General features: G+C 38.5%; 13 protein-coding genes. All 13 read right to left on the bottom strand.

What is annotated here, in order from left to right; all coding sequences use genetic code 11:
• The 13 genes from AACU32_RS33660 to AACU32_RS33600 all read right to left on the bottom strand — a co-directional run bounded on the left by AACU32_RS33660 (position 1) and on the right by AACU32_RS33600 (position 15,853).
• A complete protein-coding gene (locus AACU32_RS33660; protein WP_339378503.1) occupies positions 1 to 1,605 on the bottom strand; it encodes an ATP-binding protein in 1,605 nt (534 codons plus the stop codon).
• Positions 1,598 to 3,805 carry an integrase catalytic domain-containing protein gene (locus tag AACU32_RS33655; protein WP_096606374.1) on the bottom strand — a complete coding sequence of 736 codons (2,208 nt, stop codon included), beginning with the start codon at positions 3,803 to 3,805 and terminating at the stop codon, positions 1,598 to 1,600. The genes AACU32_RS33660 and AACU32_RS33655 overlap by 8 nt, the downstream gene beginning before the upstream one ends.
• Entirely contained in the window at positions 3,805 to 4,653 is an 849-nt protein-coding gene (locus tag AACU32_RS33650; protein ID WP_339378502.1) for a TnsA endonuclease N-terminal domain-containing protein, read from the bottom strand. Before AACU32_RS33650 ends, AACU32_RS33655 begins: the two co-directional genes overlap by 1 nt.
• A gap of 167 nt (positions 4,654 to 4,820) precedes the next feature.
• Positions 4,821 to 5,030: a hypothetical protein gene (locus tag AACU32_RS33645; protein WP_339378501.1), complete on the bottom strand. Its 210-nt coding sequence runs from the start codon at positions 5,028 to 5,030 to the stop codon at positions 4,821 to 4,823.
• A gap of 497 nt (positions 5,031 to 5,527) precedes the next feature.
• Positions 5,528 to 6,955, bottom strand: a complete 1,428-nt coding sequence (locus tag AACU32_RS33640; protein ID WP_339378500.1) for a hypothetical protein — start codon at positions 6,953 to 6,955, stop codon at positions 5,528 to 5,530.
• A complete protein-coding gene (locus AACU32_RS33635) occupies positions 6,928 to 7,212 on the bottom strand; it encodes a hypothetical protein (RefSeq protein ID WP_096606370.1) in 285 nt (94 codons plus the stop codon). Before AACU32_RS33635 ends, AACU32_RS33640 begins: the two co-directional genes overlap by 28 nt.
• A complete protein-coding gene (locus tag AACU32_RS33630) occupies positions 7,205 to 7,561 on the bottom strand; it encodes a hypothetical protein (protein ID WP_339378499.1) in 357 nt (118 codons plus the stop codon). Before AACU32_RS33630 ends, AACU32_RS33635 begins: the two co-directional genes overlap by 8 nt.
• Before the next feature lie 74 nt (positions 7,562 to 7,635).
• Positions 7,636 to 7,887, bottom strand: a complete 252-nt coding sequence (locus tag AACU32_RS33625; protein WP_096608290.1) for a hypothetical protein — start codon at positions 7,885 to 7,887, stop codon at positions 7,636 to 7,638.
• A 469-nt stretch (positions 7,888 to 8,356) separates the two neighbouring features.
• Positions 8,357 to 9,775, bottom strand: a complete 1,419-nt coding sequence (locus AACU32_RS33620; protein ID WP_096606368.1) for a restriction endonuclease subunit S — start codon at positions 9,773 to 9,775, stop codon at positions 8,357 to 8,359.
• A gap of 12 nt (positions 9,776 to 9,787) precedes the next feature.
• Positions 9,788 to 11,557, bottom strand: coding sequence for an HsdM family class I SAM-dependent methyltransferase (locus AACU32_RS33615; RefSeq protein ID WP_096606366.1), 1,770 nt, complete (start codon positions 11,555 to 11,557; stop codon positions 9,788 to 9,790).
• Positions 11,558 to 11,560: 3 nt separating this feature from the next.
• A complete protein-coding gene (locus AACU32_RS33610; protein WP_096606364.1) occupies positions 11,561 to 12,364 on the bottom strand; it encodes a hypothetical protein in 804 nt (267 codons plus the stop codon).
• Between the two features lie 55 nt (positions 12,365 to 12,419).
• Positions 12,420 to 13,082, bottom strand: a complete 663-nt coding sequence (locus AACU32_RS33605) for a hypothetical protein (RefSeq protein WP_096606362.1) — start codon at positions 13,080 to 13,082, stop codon at positions 12,420 to 12,422.
• 38 nt (positions 13,083 to 13,120) lie between these two features.
• Positions 13,121 to 15,853, bottom strand: coding sequence for a type I restriction endonuclease subunit R (locus AACU32_RS33600; RefSeq protein WP_096606360.1), 2,733 nt, complete (start codon positions 15,851 to 15,853; stop codon positions 13,121 to 13,123).
• Positions 15,854 to 15,955 lie beyond the last annotated feature (102 nt).

Here is a 15,955-nt window from a genome sequence, read left to right as displayed (position 1 = left end):
CTATAATTTGTATTCAGTCGGAGATTTTATATAACCTGTTTGCTTCAAAGCTTCATATGCTGATATGCCTTGGGAAGCTTTCTTTTCAATCATTTCTGTTAGAGTATATTGACAATTTATTTTTTTATTAATTGTCTTGGGATTTTTACCTTTTTTGATATTGGATATATGGTCAATATCATTTTGCTCTTTATTGATTTCTAAATTATTTAATTCAGATATTTCTTTTACCTGCTCAAATTGCTGATTTTGATTTACATCGATACCTATTTCCGGTTGATTATCATCAACATGATTGTATATGATTCTATTTTCTGAATCTGCTATTTCTTCGAGAAATGGTTCAATATCAATTGGCGTAACATCATCACAATCCATGAGTAATCTTAGCCTATTATCAGTATTTTTCTCTTTCAAAGCATTTAAAACTTGTCTAGCCGTACGAAGAGAATCTTTGGCAACTGACTGAATAATTGAAGGTGTAATTATCTCTCTACCAGTTGAAATTGCCCGCACTTGTGCTAGCATATAAAGTTTAGCAGCAAAGTCAGTAATACCTTGAGATTCGTAATAAAGGACATGGCTCAATTCTGGAGTGAGTGGGCAAGGTTTTTTCACGTATTGATATCGCCACAGTGCTTTAACAAAAACTTGCCAAGTATCATCTTCCTTCATGGAGTCCCAAACCAAGTCACCCTGACCTGTGCCTCGACGAATTTGACGAAATTCACTGTTTAAAACTGACCAAGCTTTATAGGTTCCTACTAAAATCACAGGTAAGCCAATTGTATTAATTAGTTGTACAAAAAAACTGAGCATTTTTTGAGAACCACCGCTTTTAAGACGACTAAGGTTTTGAACTTCGTCGATTACAAGTAATCCTAAAGATTGGATTGATGCTATGCGTGCAATATTAAGAATCATGTCATCTACAGTTTGCTGTCGTCCATTAGCATACCTTTCGCAGTAATTCGTTCCTAAAAGGTCATCAACCGCTAGGAAAAACATTTTGCAAAGACCTTTAATTGAACCATCGTGAGGACAATCAAGCTTCAACCAGACTATTTGTCTTAAAGTAAAATTTCTACCAAGATAATTATTGTGATTAATAATTTGTGGATAAAGCAATAAATTTTCTTCTATTGCTGTAGTTTTACCAATACCGCTAACGCCGATGATGACCATACTCTTTGCTGTTGAGCGGTGATGTCTCGGTATAAACCTATTAGGCTCAATTGAATCGATTGAATGCTTAATATTTCTCCAAAATCCTGGTAGTATAGGATTTCGTGCTAAATACCCTATCCTAATAATGCGCGAAATTCTCTGTTCTAAATCAATGTGGATACCCAGAGGTATAAAGAATTCTAAAGTATCTTGAATATAATGAGAGCGCAAATGATTTGGCTCATTTCTTATATCTTGGCTGTATTGAGGAAAATATGCCAGACTCTTTACCGCCTCTGATTTTGTCATAATTTGTGGTAAAGCTTCAATTAATGGATTATAACGATACTTAGGAATTTCCGGATCGCGATAGATTGCATTAATTTCTTGACCTCTGAGTAATATAATTGGAGGCTCATAATTTTCAAAATTATTCATTTTCCCAAAGCTCCTCAATAATTTTATTTAACATTTCAGTTTCTTGGGGTATTGGTATATAGCTTTTATTATCTTCTGGATGATGACTATCAATTGCCAAAACAGTCGAATTTATTGCTATATCATCCTGTTGAGTTCTTAAGTCGCGAGCATTTTTTTCTCGTTCGTCATATTTTTCAGATTGTTTATTAGCTCGTATTCCTTGAGTTAGATATTTTTTACTTTTACCTTCTCGAGCTTTCTTAGCTTTCTTTTGCGCAACTTTTTTAGATTGGTCTAAATGAGCATTCAGACTAGCCTTTGCTTGTCTTTGCTTATGTTTAGTTTCCTGATTAGCAAACTCTTGTTCTGCCAAGTGATCCATAATTTCTTCCAGGCTGTTGTCTGAAAAAGTTTTGCTAGCTGGCAACAGTTCACAAACTTCCATTCTTTTGCCACCATCAAGAAGTAAGTAAATTACTTGCGGCTTTCGAGGATCATAAGCTATCGGAACGTTCCAATTACCTTTTAAACCTGCCTTAATAAACCAATGTTCTCTGTTTGCAGACTCACAGGTGTAGCGCAGGCGATCATGTAAATTAAGCCCCGGAACTCGAAAACAAATACCACGGCGAGTAACACTAGCATTTGCCCTATGTAAAAGATTTAAACGAATAATTTCAGGCGTTTCCATACGAGGGCGACCATAATTACGAATTCCCCACTCCCACAATTCACATGGAGTAAGCTGTACATGATCTTGAATCATGTGTTTTGTGGTCGGGTAATTGTCCAAGCAGGAGTAATTGTTGTAGTCAAGAATAAGGCGGATTATTATTATCCGAAGCTCGTCGAGAGTATAAACAGCATCTAACCGATAATCTCTATTACCTCTTTCCTTGGGTTTGTAAACTGCCCCAGGTTGCCAGTGAATGACCTCATCATTAATTAAGCGGAATAGCCTTTCTACAATAGGCTTCCAGTCTGGTCTATATGGTGGTGTGGGTGATATTTCTATATTGAGAGTTTTAAGTGCTGCCTTAGAATTATCACTTAAGTATTCGCTACCACGGTCTGTTTTAAGTTCTTTACAAAGATGATGACAAGGCCAGTCTTCTGTTGTAATTTGAATACCAAATTCCTGACAAAACTTTACTTTATCTGTAGTAGCATTTTCGAGAGCTAAAGAAGCTCCTAGCCAACTCGGCCCCTCAAGGGAGACGCTAAATCCTACAATCATCCTGGAGAATGTATCTACAACTAAATAGAGGACAGGTCGTCCAATTATGCGACTTCTATCTAAAGAACTAACTAAATAAATATCAGCTATGGTAGAGTCAATTTGCCAAAGCGCACCCGGAAAAGGAGCTATCTCGCTTGAATCACCAAGTACCTCTCGGTAACGGAGGTTGAATTTTTTTTCACCTTCACGGTATATAAGTGATTTTTCAAGGTCGCGGTATTTATGATACCAGTAGCAAAATTGTCTAAATGAAGGACATTGTTCTTCAGGTAAAAGAAGAGGAATTTCATTTCCATCTTTATCTTTTATTTTTAAAGAGAAATTATTCTCACACATCTTCTGATAAGCATCTTTGAGAGTTAATTTTTCCTTTTCATGATATTTTTCAGCAGATTTAACAATAATTAACTCTATTTGCTCATTTACATTAATACCACTGGCTTTACCTTTTAATTTAGTTCCCTTACTAGGTGCTCCTAATTTTTTACTGCTACTCCGCCTTTTACCTTTTCCGCCACAATTATCATAGTTAGGCAAAAGTGCATTTAGTTTTTGTCCTCTTTGCCAGTACCATCGTAAGAGCTGATAAATTGTTGGCTTATTACTTCCTGTCAAGTCTATTGCTTTCTTTACTAATAAACCCCGTTCAGAAGGTAAGTAAGCTAAATATCCACTTTGAATAATTAAAGATATTTTGTTCCATGCGTTATCTCTAAAATGACGGTGGCTTTCAGGAATTAAATCTTCAGAGCGGAATAGATATGCGTATGGATCATTATTTAAAATAAAAGCTTTTTCTTCTAATAATGCAGATTCAATTTCTTGAATTTTTTGTAAAACAGGAAAAGCTTTGTTATGATTAATATCAATGGTAAATACATGATTGCTAGATGAATCAATGCACAGCAATCTGATAATGTGTAAAATATTTCCACAATCATCATGCATTTCAATGAGCATATTATCATACAGATTCATCAAGAATTCCTCGCTTTCTCACAGTCAAGATTAGGAGGAACTAAAAACTTCAGTTTATGTCTGAATTGAGTTTCGATTAGTTCATTCATATCAATTAGCCATTTGCGATTAGCAATGAGATAGCGAACAACTCTAATGCTATTACCAGGTTCTAAGCCAAGTCGGTAATCACAATCAGATGTTAAATCTAATAGTGAAGCTTTTTCTTCAACTACATCTTTAGTAAGTCGAGTTGCAATTTGGCTAATCAATATTTCTGAAAGGGGTGAAAGGTCTTCTATAAAGAAGCAGTCATGTAATAATCCTAGATTTTTTACTAAAATTTTTGGAATTTCTCGCTCAGTTACTATACCCCAAGTAATATTTTTAGCTTCCCAGTAACGACGTTCAATCTCTAACTTTTCTAAAGTCCGTTTTTCCTGCAATTTATCTGAAGGTTTGACAGTCCTAGCTTGATCAATAACTCCCATATCCGGAGTTCCAGGAATAGTAATAACAAAGTCCGTTGTCATCACGTTAGGTTCTCCAGTGTCAGGATTTACTGGGTGCTTGAAACCACACTGTTCAGCAATCACCAAAGTTTGTTCAATATCTAAAGGAAACTGCTCTCGGATATCTATGACAATAGGCGACCATTCTAGTAAGTAGAAATAGTCACTTTCAATTTGGCTGAGTAAATGATGTTCTCGACGAGTTTTCCAACCTACACTTTGTAAAGCAGAACCTTTAGAGGAGAAATCACTTATATGAATTGCTGGTTTGTAATCAATTCCTCTACCTTGACCACAGCCTTCATCGACACGCTTATTAACATTCTTACGGTTTCTTTTACGAGTCTTATTTACCATTTTGATGAATAATATTTAAATAGGTGTTACTTTTGTTTCAGTTCTCTTGCACAAACTTTGTCAGCAAAATCTCCCCTGGCTAAGAGTCTGGGATTATACAAATCAAGCTTTCATTAATAGGCTGAGATTAATCCATTCAGCAGAACTGCTTTTTATGATTGCGAATTCTATCCGCCAATTGTTGGTGCAGAATTGAAATGCTGACCTGGTCGCTCTAAACTTAAACGACACCACATGATACGACCAGAGTCAGGACTCATAGCTGTTGTGAGCCAAGGACGTACATAATTCCCATTATTATCAATGATGCAAATCTCCATTAAAGAAGTTTCTATTATCTCAGGCTTTGGTTTAGAAAAAAAAGATTTACGTACCATAATACCTCTCGAATTTATGAACTAAAAACAACTTAGAACTAATAGTTTGTGCTTGTAAATTAGTATTTTTACCGCGAACTTTTAAAAAAAAGTTAAAATAAATACTACCAATTTTTATGTGTATTATCTAAAAGGGTAAATGATACACTTAATATAGCCTCTAATATAGCCTCTAATTTTCATAGAAATGATTAGTAAGCCTTGTTTTAACTGGTATTGACCATTCTGATTGTTATTGAAGGTGTTATGATTGAAAATCATTGTTCAATCAAAAAAGCATATTTCAATTCCTTTAGTCTTTATGACAAGTGAGGGAAATAAGCCGATTTTTTTTGTTAAGAATAATTAAATGTCTATAGCAATGCAATAGCTTTCGTTATTACGGCAATCGTTCTATTACAAGAAAAGGCTTATCATACAAGCATTTGATTAATTTACAATTGATATTTTTTTAAGAAGAGTAGTGTAATATTGCAGTACATCAAGATGGAGTAAGTTTATTTTATACTCAGTGTTTGCTCAATGGATTTTAGCGCCGATTGAATATCTGTGTTCAAAGCATCTACCTCAGTTCTAATCGTAGTCATACTCTTAGCAACTTCTGCTAAGGACTTTTTGATAGTTCGGATGCGTCCCAAAGCTGTGCGAATTTGCTCAAGCTGTTGTTCAACAGCAGTCACATCTATTTTTGATTGACTAGTACGCAATTGATTGACTCGTTGTTGAATGACTAGAAACCGAATCGCAATAATCAAAAATGACTGTGTTGTAGCAATCCAGTAACCACCTTCTGTAACGCCCTCCGCCCAGTCGCCAATTTCTTGGGCTAATCCATCACGGGAATAACTCAAGAAAATTGCTGCATTTGCAGAACGCCGCAGCATAGCCTGCTGTAAGTGTTGAGCAATTGCTTGGCGACCAAATGGCTTGGATGGTCTGTTTCTCGCTTCAATCACAATCGACAGTTCTATCGCCGCTAGGGATTTGCTCGTGAACCTCACAAGAATATCGCCTGTATCGTTATCGTTACCGATATGCTCTACCTCGATTCCATTAGACTTTGACCAAGTTTGCAATTCAGTCACAACTAACTGTTCATAGCTAATGCCTTTTGCTGTTGTCTGTTGAAGTGTCTGTTGTGCTACCTGTTGGTCACGAATTTCTCTAGTCAGTTTTTCTACTTGTTCAGCCAGGGGTTTGATAGATTCACCCACCACATTTTTCACCGCTACCGCCAAAGTACCGTTCTCTTTGGTGACATTTGCCAATGCGGCTTTGAATGCACCTTGAATTGAATCGGAGCGTTTGGCATCTAACAAATTACGTAAGGTTTGAAGAAAGCGACCGACAACAGAAGTTTCCTTAGCAGGGTCGATATCCTGTGTTAGCAAGATGCTGACGTTGTTGAGTTTTTCTGTGAGAATGGCAGCAGTGTAATTGATTTGGTTTTGCAGTGGGGCGAGTAATTGACCATCATTTGTGCCAATTTGATTGACTAACTCTTGCCCAAAAGACTCAGCAATCACTTTGACAGCTTGCTGAAATTCTGCCAATAATAATTCCATCTGCTGCTTGACTAATTCGTTGCTATGGCGAGCTTGAGTGGTTTGCAAGCACAGAAATCCCAATTCCAAAGCATCGATACAAATCTCTTCATATTCTGATTGCGGAAATTGTTTGAGGTAGCTGATGGCATTTGTCAGGGGTATTGCCATGCGATAAATCAGGACATGGTTATCTGTAATTTCAATACTAGAGGGCAGATAGTAAGAGTCCTGAGTGGCTCGGTTCATGGAACAGTTGGTAGCTGGTGACGATAACAAGCACCCTACTACCTGCTTTTTACCAGGGTCAAGCAGATGAACAAAAGTTTTGTCAATTTGCAAAAACTGGGCGATTAATTTGGGGGTTGAGAATGATGCCACCTCTCCAATAGCGGTTGAATTACCTCGGCATTGGCAAGTAAAAAATCAGCCACAGCCATAATTCTCTGGTATGGTAATCCGGCAGTACGGCGACTGGCTTGTCCACCTAACCAGTGATAGGTGGTGGATTTTGAGATGGCGCAAATTTTGGCTAGTTCTTCATAACCTAATCCCCAACGGTAACTAAAGTCTTGGGGAGACATGAACATTTGGTTGTGGAGTTCTAGCAATTCCTGGGATTTTTCAGCCTCAGACATGATTGCCCCTAAGCTGTTCCAAGGATAAGGAGTCTAGGGGTTCGATATCTTCCTCAAAGGCGAAGTCGCAACAGCAAACTTCACGGGAGGGACTGCGTTCATCTAAAAGAACTAAGTAGTGTAAGCCAGTAGCGATAGAACTGGCTTCGTGAGTGTAAATAACTCCAATGACGCGACCAAAGTCGCCGTTGGGTACTTGAAACCAGCGCACCCATTCACCTAGTTGGAATCTCTGCTGGGGTAATTCCCTGGGAATAACCTCTGGCATTGCTACTGGCGGTATTTGAGAAAACACATCGGGCATAGTAATCTTTTTGGTTGCAAATTGACCATCAACCCTAGAACTCAACAATAATTCTGATAAATGATATTAAAGTTTTGCCTTGCCAAATGGCAATAAAAACTTGCCATTTGGCAAGTGATTTATTTATGAGGATTTCTACGCTGCTTTTGATGATAAACATCCCGCAGCTTTTGCAGGTATTCTGGTTCAGTTTGGATTGCTGTCCAGATGTGATGTGCTAATGCAAGGCGCTGTTTATGTTTCTCACTTGGTATCCTCTTGTCAATGCCTTGGGAAAACCAGTGATTAACCGTTGTTAGCGAGCAGTCACAGATAAAAGCCAGTTCTTCTCGTGACACATCCCAATGTCTCAGAAACTCTTCGAGTTCCATTGGATAATCTTTTAAGGGTTGTAGATATGAATTCAATACATCCCAGTGTCTCTGAGTTGGAATTATTGGAGCAATACCCATAGCCATCCTGATTGCCAAATGGCAAGTGATTAAGGCAATCATATTTTGACGTATGTTGGCTTTGTTGGAAATACAAATTACAACCAGAACAGTACTTTTATTGTTTTGACTTTCTAAGCTACGAAAATATAGTTGCTAATTTGTGATAAAAATCACTCTTTATCAAGAAAAGTAGGAGATAGTGGAGGTTTCGCCAATGTATTGCTTCCATTGACTTTGCAAAACGTGATAAGGCGTGAGGAACAAGCAGACGAAGTGGTTAGGGAATTTTTGCAGTTAATCGGAAAGATGTACTAGTAGCCCTGTTCAGGAATTATCAAGCTTGCTGAAAATGGGATCGCTATTTGTTCGCAGACGGATAAATTATGATCGCACTTCATTCCCCTATCTATTCCAATCCTGGCAAGGTTAGCTGAACTGCTTCTGTTTCTTGTTGACTGACTTTGGTATGAAGATATTCAGCAATGTCACCTGTAGATTTTGGTTTTGCCTGTTTTACGTCTATCTCCTGGGATAAGGCTGATACTGCTTCATCATCGAAGTCAGAAGATGTAAGTTCACCACGAAAGGCACGATGCAGCAGGGTTTGAAATAAGTGTTCTGCTTGGCGTTCGGCTTCTCTTTGTTGGGTGCGGAAGCGTTCAAATTTCTGGACGATTTGGGCGAATTTTTCTTGGAGGGAAAGAGGCGGATTTATCACTTCAACACTATTGAGTCCACTTTGGTTTATTCCAGATATTGTTGATTCTGTTACATATTTGAGAACGTGAGCAAGGCGCACTCTTTCATTTGATAAATAGTAATATATATATACAGGTAAAAGCTTTGATTGATTTACTCTAAGACGAATTATAGATGATTCAAAAACTAAAGGTTCTTTTAGTTGCGGAACACGACAGGGTTTAGCAGCACCTTCGTAGACTAAAGACCGTCTTGCCACAAGTAAATCATTTTCATCAATTGAATATTTTTTAATATCTTTCTGACATATATTGACACGTTTTAAATTTCCAGTGCTGACTATTCCATAGAACAAGTCAGACATATGAACCATTTCAATTCCTGCTATAGATTTATTATTTTCATAGTTGTCTTTTGGCACATATAAGCCATTCTGTGACGGAAATTCCAAGAGGTTGCCAAGTTGCGTTATTTCCCAACCCATTGGATTCACAAAAGGATCACCAAATGTTTCCAAGAAGACGGATTGCAAGAACGTGTCGCTGAGTTGTAGGGCATAGCGGCGGGTGCGGCGCAGGCGATCGCATTTTTCCAAGACTGCTACAATCCGCTTTTGTTCTGCTAAGGGAGGCAGTGGTATTTCTACATTTTTTAATTTTGTAAGGCTAAGAAATGTTCTAACGCTATCAGTAATCTCTTGTTGTAATTGTTTTTGTACAATTTCACTATTTATACAAATTTCTAAATATTTAGAATCTACTTTGGTTAAATCTGGCGTAATTTTATTGAAGTTTTGAGACATGATTGCGTAGGGTAAAGATTCAGGAACTAGACAAGCAAGACCTGAAGAACCTACTGCTACAACAACTACATCACCGGGTTTAACTGCACTACGAATCAATTCTTGAGCTTTTGCGTGACTTACGAACTTTAAATCTTGTAAGGTTAGTTGACCGCTGGATACATTTAAGCCTCTTAATATAGGCACTCCTGCACTTTGGTAATCTGCTGATGTTAAATTTGAACCGAAAGGCCCACTAGAAAGTGCATAATGAGATTTATCAGCGACTTCCTCCAATTTGACCCATTGCCAACCAACAGGTAGCTGCTTCTCAAAAATTGTCATTTTATTAAAAAATTACTTTACTTCTACATAACTCATCAATTCTTGCACTTCTCCCACCATCACTTCCTCTAACTTCAACAACCTGTCCAGCGTCACTTGTGGCGAATCATAAAACGCCTCATCCTGCTCAATTTGACGATAACGACTTGCTGACAAATCATATTTATTTCCCTTCACCTGCGCCTTACTCACCCAAAACTGACGATTTAATTGATTAATCTCTGCTTGCAAAGGTGACATTTGCTCATGAAGTTGTGCCAGTTTTTGCCTATCCGCTTCCAACGCCAGACGGGTTTCCTCATCATCGGCGGGTGCAATCGCATTTTCAAAAGTCAGGCGGTTAATTTCCTTGTGCAGTCGTAACCGTTCCGCCTTCAAAGGTGCAATTTGCTCTTTCAACTCGGCTAAACGCTCCTCCCTTTGCTTAGTGAAATCAGCATTAAACCGATTCCGCCAACAATTAAGAATATCAGGAATATCGTTCTCAGCTACAGGTTGGCGCTTATCATCCAGAGAAAAGCCATCATGCTCCATATCGTAGAACCAAATGCGATCGGTCGTTCCCCCACGAGTAAACAGCAGCACGGCTGTAGACACACCCGCATAAGGTTTAAACACCCCGCTAGGCATTGATACCACCCCATCAAGGCGATTTTCTTCTATAATCTTTTTGCGAATCTCGACGTGCGCCTTACTGGAACCAAACAGCACCCCATCCGGGACAATTACCGCACATCTACCACCCATATCTAAGACGCGCAGAATTAGGTGCAGAAATAGCAATTCTGATTTTTTGCTTTTACCCGCCAGAGTGGGATGAGCATCACCAGGATCGACTGCTCCCTTAAAAGGCGGATTCATCAATACTAAATCTAGAGTTTTTTCATCATTAAAAGATTTAGACAGTGTATCCATATAAAAGAAGCGGGGATGCTCAATACCATGCAGCATCAAATTCATGGAACCGATGCGTAACATCGTCATCCCAGAATCATTATCGTATGCAGTCAAAGCTTGAGTTTGCAGAAACTCCGCCTCTTCAGGAGAGAGCATATCCCCAACTAGGTGCTTTTGCCCTTTGTCGTCATACAATATTTCTGGACTGGTGTGTTTTTCCAAAATATATTGATAGGCATTGACAGGAAACCCACAAGTACCCGCAGCTAAATCGCCAATTCTATCAGTGGGTTTAGGCTCCAACATTTCCACCATCATCTGGATAATATGGCGGGGTGTCCTGAACTGTCCATTTCTCCCGGCAATACTCAGCTTTGATAATAAATACTCATACAAATCCCCCTGCACATCCTGATTCTGTTCCGAGATTTTCATCTCATCAATGGCTTTGCAGGCTTCAATTAATAAATTGGGCTTATTAATTTTAAATTCCGCAGTTTGCATATACTGACTGAAGGAATTTTTAATTTCATTAGGTTCTTCCTGAGTTTCAGGATTATCCATTTCATTGGTTTCTTCCTGATTTTCAGGGTTACCCATTTCTTTCAGCCAGGGGAAAACCTTATTTTTTACATGATTTAATGCCTTGTCAGCGGTCATTTTTGTCCATTCTCGCCACCGCATTTCTAGGGGGACAAGAGCGACATATTCCTGGTTTCGCCGTTTAGCTTGACGTTCCCGATTATCCTCAGTCTCATCCAACCGCTTCAGGAAGAGCAAGAAAGAGAACTGCTCGATCGCATCCATAGGGTTGGATAAGCCACCAGTCCATAGCTTATCCCAAAGTAGGTCAACTTTTGATTTTAAATCGGGGTCGGTGAGCATACTCTATGTTTCAGTTTGATTATATAGGGACATTGCTAATTCTATAAGTAATCGTCCTGCCTGAAAAAAATTATCACTGTTGTAATTTTCAACGTTTACAAATATTGAGCCATCATCATCAAGTATGTAAAGATAATCTTCATGATATATTTCAATCGGAAAATTATCACTTATCTCTACTTCAAATTGATCGGGCAAATATTTAAGATTCAGTGTATATTCTTCCAAATCTTGTAATTCCGGATATATCAATAAGCCTTCTATATAATTGTTAAAACCTATTTTAATCAACTTGAGTTCTTTGAATTCTGTATTTTTACTTTTCGCTATTGGTGAATTTAATAATATATCAACTAAATCATTATAGACATTTTCTTTTTGATTATCAGTTTTTAAGTTATCTAGTTCTCCTGGTATTTCTTGATTTTTTATATCTAAAATACTTTTTGCAAAACTAGATTTGTTACTACTTGGAGGTTTTCTTGTTAAGTTTCTTTTGGCTATATTTAGATATTTCTCTATGATTTGGTAATAATTTTCATATCCATCATTGAATAACTTATCTCTAAATATTATTTTTGCCTTAGCAACTGCCTGTTCTACAAATTTATTCTCACTAATAAAATGCTCGTTTTCTTTAGCAATATCTCGCATACAAATCGAGACTATTTCTGTGATAGCAGTCAATACATCTACATCTAATTTCTCATCTTTTAATCTGGATAATCGTTCTTTATTACATATTTCATCAATGATAACCTTCGTTTGTTTATATATTTTAAGATTACCCATTTTTTGATTAATCATATGTTTTATGTTAATTGGTACTTCAATTCATAAGGTTATATAGTTAGATTTTTAACTATATAATATTTATTTCTGTAATATAGGAATTATAATTTAATTCATTATTAAGATATACACCTATTAAAAAACCTTTGAGTCGTCTTTTATCTATTCCAGCAGAACTTAAAGTTTCGCGAACCATTTCCACCAAGTATTCATTATCTAACTTATTTAGTAAATCATCTTCTTTATGACTAGCAGAGCCTTTTGCTTCTACTAAATAAGTTTCTTTACCATTGGTCATAACTATATCTACACCATCTCTATATGGTCTTACTAATTTTCTACAGCCATATATCTTTTGTAAGACTAGTCCAGATACACCTTCACCTATAGCAGAAACAGCACTAATATTGGCAGCACGTTTTCTATCTACAACTGCTGGGTAGAACAAAGGAGGATAGCCTGGTTCAATAAAAGCTCTTTTTGCATATTGAAAATAATACCGCATATCGTCAATAGGTCTATATACAGCTTGTTCAGAATATTTCTCTATAATTCTTCTCAAAGTAAACTCATTAATTGTGATAGAGAAAATCTTTTTGTAACGATTAATTGAAATTTGTTTATCAATTTCTTCCAGTACTTGCTCTCGAAATTTAGTTCTTTTGCTTAATGCTACTGGAGTTAACGAATCAGGAATACTTATTGCTCGCTGTTCAACAGATATATTTATCATAATAATTAACCCTCTATAAACTAATTATGGTTAGCTTTTTAAGCCGCTAAATTTTCTGTAAAACCTAACAGTTTATCTACCTCATCCTCAGAAAACAATCGTTCTACCGCATTTCTCCCAAACCTCGCCAAAGCACCCTCATATAAATCAGCAACCTCTAACCTGCGCTGCTGCAAAAATACACTTTGCACAGCCCGCAAAAAATTAATCTGAGTCGCATTGTATTGATGTTGAGCTATATATTCCTCAAACTGACGCTTCACTACCTCCTCATAATCAGGAATCGCATCCAGTTCTAGAAGATATCGCAGAAACGCCAATAAACTCCCCACCTTCAACCCGTAAGCCTTGCGAATATTCGACTCCGAAAGCTGGGTATTACCACCCCCCAAACCTTGCCGCAAAGTCCGTTCTAACTCTACTAATTGCCAATCTGTCACTGCTTCCCCTTGGCGAATTGCTGCAACTGTGGGGTGATTTTCTACGATTTCTGTAATCTTGCCTTCCACACGTTTTTTGTACTCCTCCACATACACCTGTTCAGCACCCTCACCCAGAGTAATGAAACCACGAGTTTCCACAAAATCAGGCAAGTCTAACTCTAAAAACACACTGGGGCGTTGCCGTCGATTCTTCATCTGATCGGCTAAAGTAGCAATTACCTGATTTAACTGTGTTACTGTTGCAGTTCTCAAATTAGAAGACAAGCACAACCTACTTGATGCTTGGCGTTGGCTATCTTGATGCACAAAATCTGGTAAGCGGCTTACATCGTCAGCAATGGATTGTAATGTATCAGGCTTTGCGCCCTCAGTCTGAATTTCCAACTTCAAGCGCTCAACTTTGCTAGTAAAGGTTGCTGCTGCGACATCTACCCCAGGCACAAATCGCAATAATGGTGCAACTTTCAACCGGAGAAACTTCAACTTCTCTGGGGTGATGTATATCCAGAATGAATCTGTCCAAGCTGGCTCAATATCTGCCCATTGCTTTTTGACAGTAAAAGCATCGCTGGGGATTTCGGCAATTTGCGATCGCAAACTCGCAATTACTGCTTGACAATCTGGTGACTCTTGCTCACCCAAATACAACTCCAGCAGATCCAAGCGCGTATTAAAAATTCGCTGAAGTACAGGAATAGTTTGCGCTACTACTGCTTGTGGCTGCGCCTCAAATTCGTTTTCCCAAAAATCGATAATCAAAAACTCTTGCTTAGTACGATTTGGCAACAACTCCAAACGTCTACAAGCCTCTTGGCTGCGGGTTCCCCGCCCAATCATCTGCCAGAGTTTTATTTGCGAGTGTACTGGCTTCATAAACACCAGATTCATAATCTCTGGTACGTCTACCCCGGTGTCCAGCATATCAACGGAAATCGCAATCCGAGGCATATCCTCATTTTTGAATTTGCGTGTCAACTTTCCCTTGTATTCGGTTTCATGAGTAATTACCCGCACCAAATCGGAATACTGGGGATACATTTCCTCAAATACCTCACAAAGCCGTAGGGCATGAGGCTGAGTCAGGGCAAATACAATTGTTTTCGCTGGTAGTTGTCCCGACTCGTCTTTATGGCACTTATCTAATATTTCTTCCCATTGCTTTCGCAAAGTATCTCTATTACTGACAGTTTTCTCTAACTCTGTCCCCGAATAATCCAGTTCATCAGGGTCAAGACCTTGTTCTATCAAAGCATTGCGGTCTTCTTCACTGAGATTTGCTCCTTGAATTCCCTGGCGTTGAAATTTCGTTTGTGCCCCATAAAGGCTAAAGTTGACTAAATATTTCTCATTAACTGCTGTGGTGAAGTCATAGAGAAAGGTAGGCGTACCATCAAAGCAGTGAAAGGTGTTAAAAGTATTGCGATCGACAAAAGTTGCTGGAGTAGCCGTTAGCCCAATCATTCGGGCATCAAAGTAGTCCATCGGCTCCTGAAAGCGTTTAAAAATTGACCGATGTGCCTCATCAAAAATAATCAGGTCAAAAAATGCTGGGGTGAATTGTTGATAACAACGCGCTAAAGTATGCAGGGTGACTGTGTACAGGCGTTTTGTCTTGTCGATATTGTGGGTGAAAATGCGATCGCATGGTTCATTAGGGATATGCGGCTTAAAACCATCGGTCAAAGCTTGGTCTACCAAATTATCGCGATCGGCGACAAACAAGACTTTACGGGTTTGGTTAGCCTTCAGAAACAAGTCAATAATCGCCATTGTCGTGCGCGTCTTCCCCGTACCCGTTGCCATAATCAACAAAGCACGACGCTTCCCTTGATCAAACGCCTCACAAACCCGCCGAATCGCCTCTTGCTGATACGCCCTTCCCGCAATTTGGCTATTAATCGGTACTTCAATCAGGGGTATTTTATTCTGGCGGAGGTAAAGCAAATTTTCTAAATCTGCTGGCGAGAAAAATCCCGCAACTTGCCGTTTAGCAGAGTTACCCACATCCCAGAAATAGACTTCTACACCATTTGTCAGGAAAGCAAAAGGACGAAAACTTTGATGCTTCTCAATTTCCGTAACGTAATGTTCTACCTGTGCTTGTGCTATCTGAGGATCGCGGCTTTGCCTTTTCGCTTCCACAACAGCGATAACTTCCCCATTGGGCTGATACAAGCAGTAGTCCGTCACGCCATTCCAAGGTGCTGCATCGTAGCCATCTACCGGAATCTCAATCTTCACCTGATCGGGATTTGTCAGGTTCCATCCCGCTTTTTGTAACGCTGGATCAATTAACTTTTCTCTGGTATTGGCTTCACTCAAAGACATTACAGCATCCTAGAACAGGGACTTAGCAAGAAGGGTCAGGGTTTTGTCTCCTTATTAATGTTCCCTCAAAACCCTGTGTAAATCACATCCAAGTATATCAAC

This window comes from Calothrix sp. NIES-2100 (assembly GCF_963875285.1).
Lineage (GTDB): Bacteria > Cyanobacteriota > Cyanobacteriia > Cyanobacteriales > Nostocaceae > Aulosira.
The sequence above is the reverse complement of the archived record's forward strand: the minus strand, read 5'-3'. Positions and strand labels throughout refer to the sequence as shown.